Annotated in this window: 13 protein-coding genes; 4 read left to right on the top strand and 9 right to left on the bottom strand. The window is 70.2% G+C overall.

Annotated elements, in window-relative coordinates; translation table 11 throughout:
• Nucleotides 1-23: 23 nt before the first annotated feature.
• From IM543_16425 to IM543_16400, 6 genes are all read right to left on the bottom strand, one after another.
• Nucleotides 24-968 (bottom strand): cobalamin B12-binding domain-containing protein, encoded by a 945-nt coding sequence (locus IM543_16425; GenBank protein ID QOY96723.1) that lies wholly within the window; start codon nucleotides 966-968, stop codon nucleotides 24-26.
• A complete protein-coding gene (locus IM543_16420; protein ID QOY93145.1) occupies nucleotides 965-2581 on the bottom strand; it encodes an aromatic amino acid lyase in 1617 nt (538 codons plus the stop codon). The genes IM543_16425 and IM543_16420 overlap by 4 nt, the downstream gene beginning before the upstream one ends.
• Nucleotides 2578-3813, bottom strand: coding sequence for a 4-coumarate--CoA ligase (locus IM543_16415; GenBank protein ID QOY93144.1), 1236 nt, complete (start codon nucleotides 3811-3813; stop codon nucleotides 2578-2580). The genes IM543_16420 and IM543_16415 overlap by 4 nt, the downstream gene beginning before the upstream one ends.
• A 7-nt stretch (nucleotides 3814-3820) precedes the next feature.
• Nucleotides 3821-4198, bottom strand: coding sequence for a photoactive yellow protein (gene pyp / locus IM543_16410; protein QOY96722.1), 378 nt, complete (start codon nucleotides 4196-4198; stop codon nucleotides 3821-3823).
• A 218-nt stretch (nucleotides 4199-4416) separates the two neighbouring features.
• On the bottom strand, nucleotides 4417-5244 hold the full coding sequence (gene dapD, locus IM543_16405) for a 2,3,4,5-tetrahydropyridine-2,6-dicarboxylate N-succinyltransferase (GenBank protein ID QOY93143.1): 828 nt from the start codon (nucleotides 5242-5244) through the stop codon (nucleotides 4417-4419).
• Between the two features lie 58 nt (nucleotides 5245-5302).
• Nucleotides 5303-6514 (bottom strand): succinyldiaminopimelate transaminase, encoded by a 1212-nt coding sequence (locus IM543_16400; GenBank protein ID QOY93142.1) that lies wholly within the window; start codon nucleotides 6512-6514, stop codon nucleotides 5303-5305.
• Nucleotides 6515-6709: 195 nt separating this feature from the next.
• Here IM543_16400 and IM543_16395 point away from each other — a divergent pair, with 195 nt between their 5' ends.
• Nucleotides 6710-8329: a mechanosensitive ion channel family protein gene (locus IM543_16395; protein QOY93141.1), complete on the top strand. Its 1620-nt coding sequence runs from the start codon at nucleotides 6710-6712 to the stop codon at nucleotides 8327-8329.
• A 13-nt stretch (nucleotides 8330-8342) separates the two neighbouring features.
• On the opposite strand, the gene IM543_16390 is transcribed toward IM543_16395, so the two are convergent.
• Together IM543_16390 and IM543_16385 are read right to left on the bottom strand one after the other, a co-directional pair.
• On the bottom strand, nucleotides 8343-8540 hold the full coding sequence (locus tag IM543_16390) for a hypothetical protein (GenBank protein ID QOY93140.1): 198 nt from the start codon (nucleotides 8538-8540) through the stop codon (nucleotides 8343-8345).
• A 54-nt stretch (nucleotides 8541-8594) separates the two neighbouring features.
• Nucleotides 8595-9653, bottom strand: coding sequence for an AraC family transcriptional regulator (locus tag IM543_16385; protein ID QOY93139.1), 1059 nt, complete (start codon nucleotides 9651-9653; stop codon nucleotides 8595-8597).
• Nucleotides 9654-9729: 76 nt separating this feature from the next.
• On the opposite strand from IM543_16385, the gene IM543_16380 reads away from it, so the two are divergent.
• Genes IM543_16380 through IM543_16370 form a run of 3 tightly spaced genes read left to right on the top strand, consistent with a single transcriptional unit; the run spans nucleotide 9730 to nucleotide 14445 of the window.
• Complete coding sequence (locus tag IM543_16380; GenBank protein ID QOY93138.1) at nucleotides 9730-11325, top strand: FAD-binding oxidoreductase; 1596 nt, start codon at nucleotides 9730-9732, stop codon at nucleotides 11323-11325.
• Nucleotides 11322-12890 (top strand): glycerol-3-phosphate dehydrogenase/oxidase, encoded by a 1569-nt coding sequence (locus IM543_16375; GenBank protein ID QOY93137.1) that lies wholly within the window; start codon nucleotides 11322-11324, stop codon nucleotides 12888-12890. The genes IM543_16380 and IM543_16375 overlap by 4 nt, the downstream gene beginning before the upstream one ends.
• On the top strand, nucleotides 12883-14445 hold the full coding sequence (locus IM543_16370; GenBank protein QOY93136.1) for an FGGY-family carbohydrate kinase: 1563 nt from the start codon (nucleotides 12883-12885) through the stop codon (nucleotides 14443-14445). Before IM543_16375 ends, IM543_16370 begins: the two co-directional genes overlap by 8 nt.
• A gap of 18 nt (nucleotides 14446-14463) precedes the next feature.
• Here IM543_16370 and IM543_16365 read toward each other — a convergent pair whose 3' ends face one another.
• Nucleotides 14464-15831: a diguanylate cyclase gene (locus tag IM543_16365; GenBank protein QOY93135.1), complete on the bottom strand. Its 1368-nt coding sequence runs from the start codon at nucleotides 15829-15831 to the stop codon at nucleotides 14464-14466.
• Between the last annotated feature and the right edge of the window lie 123 nt (nucleotides 15832-15954).

Here is a 15954-nt window from a genome sequence, read left to right as displayed (position 1 = left end):
GCGGTGTTTGAATGCAATTTATTCTACCGCAGGACCGGATCCGCCGTGACACCACCGGCGCGCTCGCCGGCGCGCCACCCGGCCAGGGCCTGCCGCCCGCTGTCCAGCGTGGGCAGCAGGCGCACGCCGTCGACGGCGGCCAGTGCCGCCACGCCGGCGCCGCCGGCCCAGAGCGCCACCGTGTCGGGCAGTAGCTGGCGCAGCTGCTGCAGGGATGCGGCGGTCTGGCGGCGCGGGTAGGCCGCGGAAAACGACAGGGCCACGATGTCGGCCCGGTGGCTGTGCGCCGCACGGGCGATGCTCGCCGGCGGCGTCTCGGTGCCCAGGGCGACGCAGTTCGCGCCGTCCAGCGCCAGCAGCGCTTCGATCATGGTCAAGCCCAGCCCGTGCGCTTCGCCCGGCAGGGTGGTCAGGAGGATGCGCGGCGCCTGGCCGGTCTCGGGCAGGTTGCCCAGTGCCTGGCGCAGGATGCGGGTCGTGGCCTCGGTGTAGAGATGTTCGTCGAAGATGTCGAAACTGCCGTCCTCCCAGCGCGCGCCGACGGCGGCGGTGAGCGGGGCCGCGACCTGCTCGACGAAGCGTTCGAGGCCCAGGCGGGCGAGGTGCTGGCGCAAGGCGGTGCGCAGCGCGGCCGGGTCCTGCGCCACCATGGCCAGCAGGCTGTCGATGAGTTCGTGCGCGCCGCCGTCCGCCGCGGCGGCTTGCGTGGCTTCGGCGGCGGGGCGCTGCGCCAGCTCGGCCAGCTGCGTCGCGGACATCTGCGCCAGGCGCCCGGGACGCAGGCCCTGGTCCATCAGGCGCTTCATCAGGCGCAGGCGCTCGACCTGCTCGACCGGATAGCAGCGCTCGCCGTGCACATCCCGCATCGGCGTGGGGAAACCGTAGCGCTTTTCCCAGGCGCGCAGCACGTCCTTGGAGAGCCTGGTTTCGCGCTCGACGGCGGAGATGCCGAGGGTCGCCCCTGTCATGGCGCGCATGATGCCATGCCCGGCCCCGGGCTGCCGGCCGGGCTCTCGGCAATGGCAGGCAGCAATGCCGGGTCCGGGCTGCGGATCGCCGCCAGCAGGCAGTGCAGGTCGCCGTCGAGGCGCCGGTCTTCGCCGACGAAGGGCACCAGTTCGTCCAGGCGGCGCAGCGCGCCGCGCAGGCCGGGCCCGAGGCGCGCGGGCGGGCCCTCCGGATGGCGCAGGGCGCAGGCCTGGCGGGTCGCGATCAGGAGCGCGGCCGCCACCTGTTCGGTGAGCGCGATGATGCGCAGGCAGTCGCGCGCCGCGATCGTGCCCATGCTGACCTTGTCCTGGTTGTGGCACTCGGTCGAGCGCGAGAACACCGAGGCCGGCATGGTCAGCTTGAGCGCTTCGGCGGTCCAGGCCGAGACGCTGATCTGCAGCGCCTTCAGGCCATGGTTGATGGCGGCGCGTGGACCCTGGGCGCCGCGCAGGTTGGGCGGCAGGCCGTTGTTGTAGCGGGCGTCCACCAGCAGGGCCATCTGGCGGTCGAGCAGGTCGGCGATGTTGGCCACCGCGTTCTTCATGGCGTCCATGGCGAAGGCCATGTGGCCGCCGTAGAAGTGGCCGCCGTGCAGCACGCGTCCGGAGGCGACGTCCACCAGCGGATTGTCGTTGGCGCTGTTGAGCTCGAGCGCGATGTGGCTGCGCATCCAGGGCAGGGCATCGGCCAGCACCCCGATCACGTGCGGCGCGCAGCGGATCGAGTAGCGGTCCTGCAGGCGCGGGCTGTTGCGCTCCTGTTGCTCGGCCTGGTAACCGAGGTCGGCGCCGATCCAGGCCGCCACCTGGCCCATGCCGGGGTAGGGCTTGGCCGCGAACAGGGTGGCGTCGAAATGGTAGCCATTGCTGCCGAGCGCCACCGCCGACAGCGCGGTGATGCGGCTGGCCAGCCGGCACAGGGCCTCGGCGCGGGCGGCGGCCAGGCAGGCCAGGCCGGTCATCGCGGCGGTGCCGTTCATCAGGGCCAGTCCTTCCTTGGGGCGCAGGCGGATCGGCTGCAGGCCGGCGGCGTCGAGCGCGCTCGCCGCGCTCACCTGGGCGTCGCCCCGCCAGGCTTCGCGTTCGCCGCACAATACCGCGGCCACGTAGGACAGCGGGGTCAGGTCGCCGCTGGCGCCGACCGAGCCTTCGGACGGAATCACCGGCAGCACGTCGTGCCGCAGCAGTGCGGCCAGCGCGCGCAGCAGGCCCATGCTCACGCCCGAGGAACCGCGGCACAGCGAAGCCAGGCGCACCGCCAGGATCGCGCGTGTTTCCTCGCGCGTGAAGTTGGCGCCCAGGCCGCAGCCGTGGTAGGTGAACAGGCGATGCGGCAGCTCGGCGACCAGTTCGGGCGGAATCACCGTGTCGCAGGAGTCGCCGTAGCCGGTGGTGACGCCGTAGATGACGCCATCCTCGGCCAGGATGCGGTCCAGCAGCGCGGCGCCGGCCTCGATCCGGGTGGCGAATGCGGCGTCTTCCGACAAGGCGGCGCGCGCGTGGCCGCGCGCCAGCGCGACCACCTCGTCGGGCGCTACCTGGGCGGCGCCGAACACCACCAGCGGGTCCGAGGATACGTGTTGGTCGATCATGTGATGCTCCAGTCGGCGGCCTTGCCCATGGCGGTGCGCGGCAGTTGGCTGCCGACGGTCAGCGCCTTGGGGCGCTCCGGCGCCGGCAGGCGGGTGTCGATCCAGTTGCGCAGGCTGTGCAGCAAGTCCGGATGGCCCGGACGCGGCACGATGAAGGCCTTCAGGCGCACGCCCTCGTCCGGGCGCATGAGGCGCACGGCGGCGTCCAGCACCCCCGGGTGGGCGAGCAGGACTTCGCGCACCCGGTCCGGGAAGACGTTGACGCCGCCCACCTGGACCGCGCCGTCGCAGCGCCGGCCGACCGCGAATGTGCGTTCGCCACGCCAGTCCAGCGCGTCCTGGGCCCGCAGCGCTTCCAGCGCGCCGTCCGGCAGGGTGCGCAGCAGGCTGCGCCCGGAATCGTCCTGCGCGGCCCCTTCGGCGCCACGTGCCAGATAAGGCAGCAGGGTGTAGTCGTCGGTATGCGCACGGCGCCAGCCCAGGCCGCCGGTTTCGGAACTGCCGTAGACCTGGAACAGGGCCGCCAGTCCGGCGTGCGTCACGGCGGCGACGACGGCGTCCGGGCAGGGCGCGGTCGAACTCACGCCCACCACGTCGGGCGCGAAGGCCTGGCCCGCGGCGCTTGCCGCCTCCCAGAACAGCGGGTGGCCGATCACCAGGTCGCCCGGCGCGGCGTGCCGGGCCAGCTGCGACGGCAGGCGGGCGCGGATGCAGACCACCTGCTCCGGCGCCAGGCCGAGATGGCGCGGCAGCAGCTGGGAAAACAGGAAGCCGTAGATGTGGTGGCTGGGAACGGCCACCAGCAGCCGGCGCCGTCCCGGGAACAGCGCCGCCAGCGCCTGCGCTTCCTGCTCCAGCCTGGGCAAGGCATGCAGGCAGCGTTTCGGCTGGCCGCTGCTGCCCGAGCTGCTGAACTGGATCTCGGCGTCGTGGTGTGCGAGGGCGGCGCCGGCAAGGTCGACCCAGTCGCCCAGGCTGCGGCGCGCCAGCAGGTAGTCTTCGATGCCGCTGTGGTGCATCTGCAGCGCCGCCGCCAGGCTGCCGGCGACGTGCAGGAACTCGAGCGAGTCAAGCCCGAGATCGTGCTGCAGGGACAGGGCTTCCGACCATGCGCCGGGACGAATGCCGGGATCGTGGCGCAGCGCGCCCAGTTCGCCGGCCAGCAGGTCGGCGACGAAGCGCAGCAGCGCGGGACGTTGCGTCCACCAGGGCGCCAGGCGCAGGTCGGTCATGTGCATCTTATACGCGCTTGACGAAGATCCAGTAGCTGCCGTCGCTGATGGCCTTCTTCATGTGGATCTTGACCTTGGTCGGATTCATCTTGTAGTCGAACACGTATTCGAACATCGTGTTCAGGGTGCTGGTGCGCACACCGGCGTCGAAGATGCCCTTGAAGCGCGGCGTGTTGGTGCACGGCGCGACATCGTGGAAGAAATTTTTTCCGATAACTGCGCTGGCCTGGCGCCCGGTGATCTGGGCTTCGGCTTCGTTGTAACGCAAGATTTTGCCGTCGGCGTCGAGCTGGATGGCGCCAAAGGCCAGGTCGTCGATCTGCTTGGCCGACATGTTCGTCAGCTTGTTGTCGATGTCGTCTTTTCCGAATGCGATGACGTTCAAGGTACTCATGTTGCCCTTCAGGTAGTTTCGTTTGTCGGATGTTTGTCTAGGACAAAACAGAATATACATTACCGTATGGAAACATAGCAATGGAAATAAGCTTGCTTTCGGGATATTGTCTAGGACAAGGGCGGGACAGGCCTGCGCACGCGGAGCCGGCGCAGGCGAACGGTGGAAGGGGCTGGCATGGCGCCCGAAGCGCCATGCCGGAGGGGCGATCAGTCGCCGCGCAGCAGTTCGTTGATGCCGGTCTTGGCGCGGGTCTTGGCGTCCACGCGCTTGACGATCACGGCGCAATACAGGCTGTACTTGCCGTCGCTTGATGGCAGGCTGCCCGACACCACGACCGAACCCGAAGGAATGCGGCCGTAGCTGACTTCGCCGGTTTCGCGGTTGTAGATCTTGGTCGACTGGCCGATGTACACGCCCATCGAGATCACCGAGTTTTCTTCGACGATCACGCCTTCGACGATTTCCGAGCGGGCGCCAATGAAGCAGTTGTCTTCGATGATGGTCGGGTTGGCCTGCATCGGCTCGAGCACGCCGCCGATGCCGACGCCGCCCGACAGGTGCACGTTCTTGCCGATCTGGGCGCAGGAGCCGACCGTGGCCCAGGTGTCGACCATCGCGCCTTCGTCGACGTAGGCGCCGATGTTGACGTAGGAGGGCATCAGGACCACGTTCTTGCCGATGAAGCTGCCGCGCCGCGCGACCGCCGGCGGCACCACGCGGAAACCGCCCCTGGCGAAGTCCTCGGGCGTATAGTCGGCGAACTTGGTCGGGACCTTGTCGTAGAACTGCATGCCGCCGCCACCGGCGACCGGCACGTTGTTCTCGAGGCGGAAGGACAGCAGGACGGCCTTCTTGATCCACTGGTTGACCACCCAGTCGCCGCTGCTTTTCTCCGCCACGCGCAGGCTGCCGTTGTCGAGGCCGGCGAGCACGTGGGCGACCGCGTCGCGTACTTCGGCGCTGGCGCTGGACGGGCTGATGTCCGCGCGCTGCTCCCACGCGGTGTCGATGATGTTCTGGAGTTGTTGGGTCATGGTGCGATTCGTTGATTGAATGGGGTTGGCTTCCGGTGGTGCTGCCGGTGATTGGCTGTTACAGCTTCTTGCAGAACTCGACGATGCGGTTGGCGGCTTCGAGTCCTTCGTCGACGCTGGCAACCAGCGCCATGCGGATGCGGTCGCGGCCCGGGTTGAGGCCGTGCGCTTCGCGTGCAAGATAACTTCCCGGCAAAACTGTCACATTATATTCGGCGTACAGACGGCGTGCGAATGCCAGGTCCGACAGGCCGGTGCGGCGCACGTCGGCCCACAGGTAGAAGCCGGCATCCGGCAGTTCGACGTCCATCACTTCTTTCAGGAGCGGCGTGATCAGCCTGAACTTCTCGCGGTACAGCGCGCGGTTTTCCTGCACATGCTGCTCGTCGTTCCAGGCCGCGACCGACGCCGCCTGCACCGGCGGCGACATCGCGCCGCCGCAGTAGGTGCGGTACAGCAGGAATTTCTTCAGCAGCTGCGGGTCGCCGGCCACGAAGCCCGAGCGCATGCCCGGCACGTTGGAACGCTTCGACAGGCTCGAGAACACCACCAGGTTGGTGTACGGACGCGCGCCGCTGCTCCGGCCCAGCTGGTGCGCCGCTTCCAGCGCACCGAGCGGCGGCGTGGCTCCGAAGTAGATCTCGGAGTAGCACTCGTCCGCGGCGATCGCGAAGCCGTGGCGGTCGGACAGCGCGAACAGCCGGCGCCAGTCCTCGAGCGTGAGCACGGCCCCGGTCGGGTTGCCCGGCGAGCAGACGTAGAGCAGCTGGACCCGCGGCCAGACCGCATCGGGCACGCTGTCGAAGTCGGGCGCGAAGTTGCGCCCCGGTTCCGAGTTGACGTAATAGGGCGTGGCGCCGCTCAGGTAGGCCGCGCCTTCGTAGATCTGGTAGAACGGGTTGGGGCTCATCACCAGCGCGTCGCCTCCCCTGGCGTCGACGATGCACTGGGCAAAGGCGAACAAGGCCTCGCGCGAACCGTTCACCGGCAGCACCATCGTGGCCGGGTCGACCGCCGGGATGCCGTAGCGGTGCTCCAGCCAGCCCGCGATCGCCGCGCGCAGCGGCTCGCCGCCGTGGGTGCTCGGGTAGGACGCCAGGCCCGTCATCGCATGCATCAGGGCTTTTTCGATGAAGGCGGGCGTGGGATGCTTCGGCTCGCCGATGCCCAGGCTGATCGGGCTGTAGCCGGTGTTCGGGGCGACGCCGCTGAACAACTGGCGCAACTGTTCGAAGGGGTAGGGATGGAGTTGGTCGAGATGGGGATTCACGTCGGTAACCGGTGTCGTCGCATTGGGTGTCCGACAATTATAGCCCTTGCCCGGGGATGCGATGGCGGGGCTGCCGGACCGGGCCGGGGCCGCCCGGATGCTAGACTTCGGGTTCGCGCGGTGGCGCGGTTTGCCGCCGCGGCCCCACAGGCTACCCATGCCACACATGCCCTACTGAAGGAGTTGTTTTTGAGAATGCGTTTTACTTTCCCAAGCTTCCTGCGCTCCCTGTTGCTTGCCTGGATTTTGCTTGCGTCGATGGCGATGGCCTCCCCGGTCCTGGCGACCGCGCCCGACACCGCAGCCCCGGCCGCGGCCGCCCAGGCCGACCTGCTCGGCCGCGAAACGCCGCGCTCGACGATTTCCGGGCTGATCAAGGCACTGGCCGAGCACGACTACGACCGCGCCGCCCAATATTTCGACCTTCCCGCGGACAGTCCTCGCAAGCGCGCCGCCGCCACTGCCAAGGCGCGCGAATTCCAGGCGCTGCTCGACAGCGGCGGCTCGCTGCAACCGTATGCCATCCTGTCCAACGACGGGACCGGTTCGATCAGCGACGAACTGCCGCTGGACCGCGAGCGGGTCGGTGAAGTGAGGATCAAGGACAAGAAGATTCCCATCCTGCTGAGCCGGGGCGAAGAGGACGGATTGCAGATCTGGCGCATTTCGCGCGACACGGTGGACAGCATCTCGTCCGCGGCCGGCAGGACGGCCAGCGCGCCCGGCGCGCAACGCAGCGAGCTGCTGGTGGCCGGCGCCCCGCTGAAGGACTGGGGCATGCTGGTCGGTCTCGGCGTGATGATCTTCGGCAGCCTGTGGGCCGTGTCCACCATCCTGGTCGCCATCATGCGCCGCCTGGTGGCCGATCCCGCCGGCAACGGACTATACCGTTTCTTCGAGGCCGCGCTGCCGCCGCTCAGCCTCTTGATTGCCGTGTTCGTCTTCTTCGAATGGGCCGAACAGCTGCCGGTCGCGATCGTGGCGCGCCAGACTTTGCTGCGCTACACCGGCATCCTGTCGCTGATCGCCTTCGTCTGGTTCGGCCTGCGCCTGGTCGATGCCCTGGCCCGGCTAGCCATCACGCGCATGCAGCGACGCGGGCGGCGCCAGGTGGTATCCGTCATCACCCTGCTGCGCCGCACCGCCAAGGTATTGCTGCTGCTGTTCTTCGGGATCGGCCTGCTGGACACCTTCGGCATCGACGTCACCACCGGCATCGCGGCGCTGGGCATCGGCGGTATCGCGCTGGCGCTGGGCGCCCAGAAAACGGTGGAGAACCTGGTCGGCAGCGTCACCGTGATCGCCGACCGCCCGGCCCAGGTGGGCGACTTCATCAAGGTCGGGGACGTGATCGGCACCGTGGAAGACATCGGCATCCGCTCGAGCCGCATCCGGACCCTGGACCGCACCCTGGTCACCATCCCGAACGGCGATTTTTCCGCGCGCCAGATCGAGAACTTCGCGGCGCGCGACAGCTTCCTGTTCCGGCCGGTCATCGCGCTGGATTACCGCACGCCGGCCGGTCGGATCGAAGAAGCCATCGGCGTCATCAGGGAGGTGCTGCACGGGCATGAAAAGATCGCGGCGGGCGCGCGCGCCAACATGCTGGCGATCGGACCACGCTCCTACGACATCGAAGTGTTCGCCTACATCAACGTGACCGACTTCGATGCCAGCGTGCTGGTGCGCGAGGCGCTGCTGCTGTCGATCATCCGCCGCCTGGACGAGGCGGGCTTCGCCTTTGGCTTCCCGGCCCAGACCGTCATGCTCGCGCCCGACCAGCTCGCGGCCATCAAGCCCGCGCCGGCCGCCTGAGCGGCCGGCGCGCTCAGGCCAGCGCTTCCTTGGCGGCTTCTTCTGGCGTCAGTCCATCGTAGAACTGGTCCATGAACCATTCGACCTGTTCTTCGATGTGGTCCTGTGCCTGCTTGACGGTCGCGCCGCCGGCGACCAGGAAACCTTCGACCTCGATACACCACTGGATGAAGGCCAGGGTTTCTTCGTCGAGTTCTTCTTTCTTTGCCATTCGTATTCCTTGCATCGTGCGTGTGAAGACCGACGTCGCCGGTCCAGGCCCATTTTACAGCAGGCCTTCCGGCCGGGTGTCGCACGAAGCCGTGTCGCGCCAGGCGCCCGGATTCACGCCCGACCACTCGCGGAACGCGTGGCTGAAGGCGCTCTGCTCCTGGTAGCCCAGCAGGAAGGCGATATCCACCAGGCTCAGCTCGCGCTGGCGCAGGTAGTCCCGGGCCAGGGCGTAGCGGGCGCCGTCGAGCACTTCCTGGAAGCTGCAGCCGGCATCGGCCAGCTTGCGCTGCAGGGTGCGCGGCGACAGGCCGAGCAGCGCGGCCACGGCCGGCAAGCGCGCCCCGCCATGGGGCAAGGCGCGGATCACGGCCGCGCGCACCTGCGCCGCCAGGCCGGCGCCGGCCGCGCAGCGCTCGTTCAGCAGGCGCTCCGCGTGCCCGCGCAGCACCGGGTACAGGCTCGGATCGGCGTTCGGCACGGGCGCCGCCAGCAGGGCGGCGTCGAAGCGGGCCAGGTTGGCGGGCGCGCCGAACCGCGGCTGCACACCGAGCACGCGCAGGTACTCGCCCGCCGCCGCATCGCTACGGTGGGTAAAGGCGATCTCACGCGGGACGAGCGGCCGGCCGGCCAGCCAGCTGCCGAATACGCGGATGCCGGCGAACACGCTTTCCACCAGGTGGCGCGAGGCGGCCGGATAGTGGCTGGTCCAGCCGTACAGCGCGTCCGCCCCGTCCAGCGCCAGGTGCGAGCGGCCGAGGTCATGGGCAAGCTGCTCGTAGCGCTGCGTCTGCTCCAGGGCCTGGCCGAAGTCGCGGCAGGCCATCAGCACCAGGCCGTAGACCGAGAAGGTGCCGGGCCGGACCCGCTCGCCGACGTGCAGGCCGAAGTGCGGGTCCTCGCCCAGGCGCGCGCCGGCATCGAGCAAGGCCAGGTAGTCGCGCGCCGCCAGCGACTCCGCGCCCGGCAGGGCAGGGCCCAGGCCCGCCGCCTGCGCCAGGCGTCCGGCATCGATGCCGTGCGCGGCAGCGGCGTCGAGCAGCGGCTGCAGGTAGGCGCCGGTCACCCGGCCGCGATCCGTGCCGGGTGACGCAATCGAACAAGGCTGTGGCATGAAAGCGCAAGACGGTAGCAGTAGACGCCCCTATTCTGGCTTAATTGGCAATTGCTGTACATAACAAGGACAAAGCATGCGGCGATGGAACGGCTGGGGAGACGCATCGATCGAGACCGAACTGGGGGCGCAGGCGGGCGCCTTCCTTCGCGAACGGCTGGGACAGGGCAGCGCGCCGGCCGATGCGCGCTTCGATGCGGCCTGTGCCCGGCTGGCCCCGAGCCGCCTGGCGCCGCACCCGCTGGTCGATGCCGGTCCGCAGGCGCGGGTCCTGCATGCGCTCGGACAGAGCCTGCCCGACTGGCTGCGCCTGCGCTACGGCCGCATCGACGCGGCGCCGGACGGCGTCGCCTACCCCGAGTGCGCGCAGGAGGTGCGGGAACTGCTGGCCTATGCGGCCGCCAACGACGCCGTCGTGATTCCCTACGGCGGCGGCACCAGCGTGGCCGGCCATCTCGGCGTCATCGATGCCGCGCGCCCGGCGCTCAGCATCGACATGGGGCGCATGCGCGCCATGGTCTCGCTCGACCGCGAAGCCCTGCTGGCGACCTTCTGCGCGGGCGTGGCGGGCCCCGACCTGGAGGCCCAGCTGCGCGCGCACGGGTACACCCTCGGGCACTTCCCGCAATCCTTCGAATACTCGACCCTGGGCGGCTGGGTGGCGACGCGCTCCTCCGGCCAGCAATCGCTGCGCTACGGGCGTATCGAAGCGCTGTTCGCGGGCGGCCGGGTCGAGACGCCGGCGGGCAGCCTCGATATCCCCACCTTTCCCGCATCCAGTGCCGGGATCGACCTGCGCGAGATGGTGCTCGGTTCCGAAGGCCGGCTCGGCATCCTGACCCACGCCACGGTGCGCATCAGCCGCCTGCCGCAGCATGAGGCCTTCCACGCGGTGTTCTTCCCGGACTGGGAGCGCGCCGTGGCGGCGGTGCGCGCGCTGGCGCAGGCACGCCTGCCGCTGTCGATGCTGCGCCTGTCGAATGCGGTCGAGACGACGACCATGCTGACCCTGGCCGGTCATGCGCGAGGGGTGCGCCTGCTGGAGGGCTGGCTGTCCCTGCGCGGCTGCAAGGACGGCAAGTGCATGCTGATGATCGGCGTGAGCGGCGCCCGCGCGCAGGCGCTGCCGGCCCTGCGCGCGGCGCTTGCGCTGGCGCGCGGCCATGGCGGCGTGCATGTGGGCCGCAGCCTGGGCGAACGCTGGCGCCGCAACCGCTTCCGCAGCGTCTACCTGCGCAATGCCGCCTGGGCGCAGGGGTATGCGATCGACACCGTCGAGACGGCGCTCGACTGGCCGCGCGTCACGCAGGCGGTGGAGCACATCGAACGGGCCGCCGCCGATGCGCTGCGGGACTGCGGCGAGCGGGTGCATGCCTATACCCACCTGTCGCACGTCTATCCGCAAGGCGCGAGCGTGTATTCGACCTTCGTGTTCCGCCTGGCCGGCGACTTCGAGACCGACCTGGCGCGCTGGCGGCGCCTGAAACAGCGCGTGTCCGGGGCGATCGTGGCGTGCGGGGGCACCATCAGCCACCAGCACGGGGTCGGCACCGACCATGCGCCCTGGCTGGCCGCCGAGAAGGGGCCGCTGGGCCTGGGCGCGATGGCTGCGATCTTCCGGCATGTCGACCCCGACGGGCGCATGAACCCGGGCAAGCTGGTGGCGCCATGAAGCGCGACGAGGCGGACCTGCTGGTGATCGGCGGCGGCATCACCGGCGCCGGCGTCGTGCTGGAGGCGGCGCGGCGCGGCTTGACGGCGCTGCTGGTCGAGCAGCGCGACTTCGCCTGGGGCACCTCGAGCCGCTCGTCGAAGCTGGTGCACGGCGGACTGCGCTACCTGGCCGAGGGCCGGCTGCGCCTGACCCGCGAATCGGTGCGCGAGCGCGAGGCGCTGCTGCGCGATGCGCCCGGCCTGGTCGAGCCGCAAGGCTTTGCCTTCGCCGACTATGGCGCCGGCGCGCGCAGGCGCTGCGCCTTCCTGGCCGGCCTGGCGCTCTACGACCTGCTGGCCGGGCGCCGGGAGCCGCACTGGCTCGATGCCGCGCGCTTCCAGATGCTGGCGCCGAACGTCCGGCACGACGGCCTGGCGGGCGGCATCCACTATACCGACGCCAAGACCGACGACGCGCGCCTGGTGCTGCGGGTGCTGGACGAAGCGCGCAGCCATGGCGCCGAGGCGCGCAACTATGTGGCGGTGGAGAGCTTGCGGCGCGAGGGCGGCAGGGTGAGCGGCGCGCTGCTGCGCGACGCCCGCAGCGGGGCCGCCAGCGAAGTCGCGGCCCGGGTCGTGGTCAATGCCACCGGCGCCTGGGCCTGCGGCATCGCGGGGCAGGCCGGGGCGCCGCGCCTGCGTCCGCTGCGCGGCAGCCACCTGGTGCTGCCGGCCTGGCGCCTGCCGCTGGCGCAGGCGGTCAGCCTGATGCACCCGGTCGACGGCCGGCCGGTGTTCGCCTTTCCCTGGGAGGGCGTGACCCTGGTGGGCACCACCGATGTCGACCACGGCGACGGCCTGGCGCTGGAGGCGAGCATCACGCGGGCCGAGTTCGACTACCTGATGGTGGCGCTGCGCGCGCAGTTTCCGCAGCTGGGCCTGGTGGATGGGGACGTGCTGGCCACCTATGCCGGCGTGCGCCCGGTGCTGGACAGCGGCGCCCGCGGCGCGCCCTCGAAGGAGACCCGCGCGCACCTGGTTTGGGACGAGCCCGGCCTGGTCGCGGTCAGCGGCGGCAAGCTGACCACCTTCCGTGCCATCGCCCTCGACACCCTGCGCCACGTCGCGCGCCAGCTGCCCGGCTGGCGCGCCGAGCTGGCGCCGCGGCCGGTGTTCGCGCCGCAGGCCGTCCCGGCCGGCCCGCGCGGCGTGCCGCATGCGGTCCTGCAGCGCCTGGCGGGCCGCCACGGGCGCCATGCCCAGGCCCTGGTCGATGCCGCGCAGGGCGGCGAGCTGGACGCGATCCCGGGCACGCTCACGCCCTGGGCCGAACTGCGCTGGGCGGCGCGCAGCGAGCGGGTGCACCGGCTGGAAGACCTGCTGCTGCGCCGTACCCGGCTCGGCATCCAGCTGCGCGGCGGCGCCCGCGCGCTGTTGCCGCGCATCCGCGCCATCTGCCAGCCGGAGCTCGGCTGGACCGACGCGCGCTGGGACACCGAGCAGGCGGCCTACCTCGCCCTGTGGCAGGCCCACTACGGGCTGCCGGGCCGCGCAGCGCAGGTTCAGGAGCACCGCCATGCGTGACCCGCTGATCCTCGCCATCGACAACGGTACCCAGAGCGTACGCGCCCTGTTGTTCGACCTGAACGGGGAGATCGTCGCCCGGTCGCAGGTGCCGCTGCTGGACTACCGGAGCGAGCACCCCGGCTGGGCCGAGCACGACCCGGAAGGCTTCTGGCAGGCGCTGTGCCAGGCCTGCCAGAAGCTCTGGACCCAGCCCGGCGCCGACCGCGCCCGCATCGCCGGGGTGGCGGTGACGACCCAGCGCGGCACCGTCATCAATGTCGACCGCGAAGGCAGGGCGCTGCGCCCGGCCATCACCTGGCTCGACCAGCGCCGCACCGAGGCCGTGCCGCCGATCGGTCCGTTGTGGCGCGCCGCCTTCAAGCTGGCGCGGGTCGACAAGACCATCGATTACTTGCGCGGCGAAGCCGAGATCAACTGGATCCGCGCGCACCAGCCCGCCGTATGGGAGGCGACCCACAAGTTGCTGCTGCTGTCGGGTTACCTGAACTGGCGCCTGTGCGGGCGCTTCGCCGATTCTTCCGGCGCGCAGGTGGCCTACCTGCCGTTCGATTACCGCCGCCGCAAGTGGGCCGGACGGCGCGACTGGAAGTGGCAGGCGCTGGCGGTGGAGCCGCGCATGCTGCCCGAGCTGCAGGAGCCGGGCACGCGACTGGGCGAGATCGGCGCCGCGGCGGCGCGCGACACCGGCATTCCGCAAGGCCTGCCGCTGCTGGCGGCGGCGGCCGACAAGGCCTGCGAGGTGCTCGGGGCCGGCTGCACGGCCCCGCATGTCGGTTGCCTGAGCTACGGCACCACGGCCACCATCAACGCCAGCACCGCCCGCTACGCCGAGGTGACGCGCTTCGTGCCGCCCTATCCGGCCGCGATCCCGAGCGTCTACAGCCTGGAAGTGCAGGTGTTTCGCGGCTACTGGATGGTCAACTGGTTCAAGGAGCAGTTCGGCCACCACGAGCAGTCGCGCGCGCTGCTGGAAGACGTGGCGCCGGAGCGCCTGTTCGACGAACTGGCCAGTACCGTGCCGCCCGGCTCGATGGGCCTGATGCTGCAGCCTTACTGGACGCCCGGCATCCGGGTGCCGGGACGCGAGGCCAAGGGGGCCATCATCGGCTTCGGCGACGTGCACACGCGCGCCCACGTGTACCGCGCCATCCTGGAAGGGCTGGCCTACGCGCTGCGCGAGGGCAAGGAGCGCATCGAGCGGCGCAGCGGGACCCGGATCACGGAATTGCGGGTCTCGGGCGGCGGCTCGCAGAGCGACGCGGCGATGCAGCTCACCGCCGACATCTTCGGCCTGCCGACCGCGCGCCCGCACGTATACGAGACCTCCGGGCTGGGCGCGGCGATCGACGCCGCCGTGGGCCTGCGGCTGCATCCGGACTTCGACGCGGCGGTCCGGGCCATGACGCGGCCGGGCAGGGTGTTCGAACCGGTGGCGGCCAACCAAGCGGTCTACGACCGGCTGTACCGCGAGGTCTATCTGAACATGTACCGCCGGCTGCAGCCGATGTACCGCGATATCGCGCGCATCACGGGATATCCTCGCAGCGTGTGATCCCGGCCCGCCGACGCCTCAGCGCGCCAGCGCGCGGTGCATGGCTTCCCAGGCGTAGCCGCCTTCGACCGACAGCACCCGGTTGCGCCCGGCCGCCTTGGCCTCGTACATGGCGCGGTCGGCGGTCAGGAACAGCGAGCGGATGTCGTCGAACTGGGTCGGCACGAAGGTGGCCGCGCCGATGCTGACGGTGACGAAGTCGGAGGTGCTCGAACGCGGGTTGGGCACCCGCAGGCGCTCGACGTCGGCGCGGATCGATTCGGCCAGCTTGGCCGCGCCGGCGTGCGGGGTGTCGGGCAGCAGCAGCACGAATTCCTCGCCGCCGTAGCGCGCCGCCAGGTCGGTGGCGCGCAGGGCATGCGCCTGCAGGGTGCTGGCCACCGCCTGCAGGCACTGGTCGCCGGCGGCATGGCCGAGCAGGTCGTTGTACAGCTTGAAGTGGTCGACGTCCAGCACCAGCAGCGACAGCGGACGGGCGGTGCGCATCGCACGCTGCCATTCGCGCTCGAGGCAGGCGTCGAACTGGCGGCGGTTGGCGATCCCGGTGAGCGGGTCGGCCAGGGCCGCGCGCTGCAGCGCGGTCTCGGACTGCTTGTGGTGCGTGATGTCGTGCAGCAGGGCGACGTAGAGCTGTTCGCCGGAGGCCATCGGCGACAGGCTCAGGTCCATGGCGCGCAGGCTGCCGTCGCGCTGGTGCAGCAGCACCTCGCGGGTGCCGCGGCAGCGTTCGAGGACGGTATCGTCCGGCTGGGCGTCGCGCCGGTCGAAATAGGCCAGGTAGTCGTTCGCGGCCGGCTCGGCCAGCAGGGCCGCCAGCGGCCGCCCCGCCAGCTCGGTTTCGCTATAGCCCAGGCAGCGCTCGCTGGCCGGGTTGGCATACTGGATGCGGCCGTCCTGGCCGAGCAGCATCAGGCCTTCGTCCATGCCTTCGACGATCATGCGCAAGCGCTTGGCCTGCTGGGTGTGCGATTGGTTGGCCGAACGGAAATTGAGCTGGGCGCGTACCCGCGCGACGACTTCCGGCAGGCGCAGCGGCTTGGCGATGTAGTCGGCGGCGCCCTGGTCGAAGCCGGCGACGATGTCCTCGGTATCGGAGCAGGCGCTCACGAAAATGACCGGGATCTCGGCGGTGCTGGCATTGGTCTTCAGGCGGCGGCAGGTCTCCAGGCCGTCCAGGCCCGGCAGCATGACATCGAGCAGGATCAGGTCGGGCTGGACGCGCTGCGCGAGGTCGAGCGCACGTTCGCCGGAGGCGGCGACGAAGGTCCGGTATCCCTGGCCCCGCAAGATGTCCTGCAACAGGCCGAGACTGGCGGGCGAGTCGTCGACGATCAGGATCGCGGCCTGGCGTACGGGCGCCGCAGGCGCGAAAGCACAATGGTTCATACGGTTGCAGGGGTAAACCGGAATTTTATCTACCGGAAATCATACCCCGATCACCGTCGTTTGCGGCAACAATCGTTGCCATATAAACACAAACTGCCATGAAAATTGTAGCGGTGTTGTAGC

Origin of the sequence: Massilia sp. UMI-21 (assembly GCA_015277795.1) — a bacterium.
Lineage (GTDB): Bacteria > Pseudomonadota > Gammaproteobacteria > Burkholderiales > Burkholderiaceae_D > Telluria.
The sequence above is the reverse complement of the archived record's forward strand: the minus strand, read 5'-3'. Positions and strand labels throughout refer to the sequence as shown.

Coding starts and splice junctions, on each gene's coding strand:
- IM543_16425 (QOY96723.1), bottom strand. CDS start 968: ATGACAGGGGCGACCCTCGGCATCTCCGCCGTCGAGCGCGAAACCAGG.
- IM543_16420 (QOY93145.1), bottom strand. CDS start 2,581: ATGATCGACCAACACGTATCCTCGGACCCGCTGGTGGTGTTCGGCGCC.
- IM543_16415 (QOY93144.1), bottom strand. CDS start 3,813: ATGACCGACCTGCGCCTGGCGCCCTGGTGGACGCAACGTCCCGCGCTG.
- dapD (QOY93143.1), bottom strand. CDS start 5,244: ATGACCCAACAACTCCAGAACATCATCGACACCGCGTGGGAGCAGCGC.
- IM543_16395 (QOY93141.1), top strand. CDS start 6,710: ATGCGTTTTACTTTCCCAAGCTTCCTGCGCTCCCTGTTGCTTGCCTGG.
- IM543_16390 (QOY93140.1), bottom strand. CDS start 8,540: ATGGCAAAGAAAGAAGAACTCGACGAAGAAACCCTGGCCTTCATCCAG.
- IM543_16385 (QOY93139.1), bottom strand. CDS start 9,653: ATGCCACAGCCTTGTTCGATTGCGTCACCCGGCACGGATCGCGGCCGG.
- IM543_16380 (QOY93138.1), top strand. CDS start 9,730: ATGCGGCGATGGAACGGCTGGGGAGACGCATCGATCGAGACCGAACTG.
- IM543_16375 (QOY93137.1), top strand. CDS start 11,322: ATGAAGCGCGACGAGGCGGACCTGCTGGTGATCGGCGGCGGCATCACC.
- IM543_16370 (QOY93136.1), top strand. CDS start 12,883: ATGCGTGACCCGCTGATCCTCGCCATCGACAACGGTACCCAGAGCGTA.
- IM543_16365 (QOY93135.1), bottom strand. CDS start 15,831: ATGAACCATTGTGCTTTCGCGCCTGCGGCGCCCGTACGCCAGGCCGCG.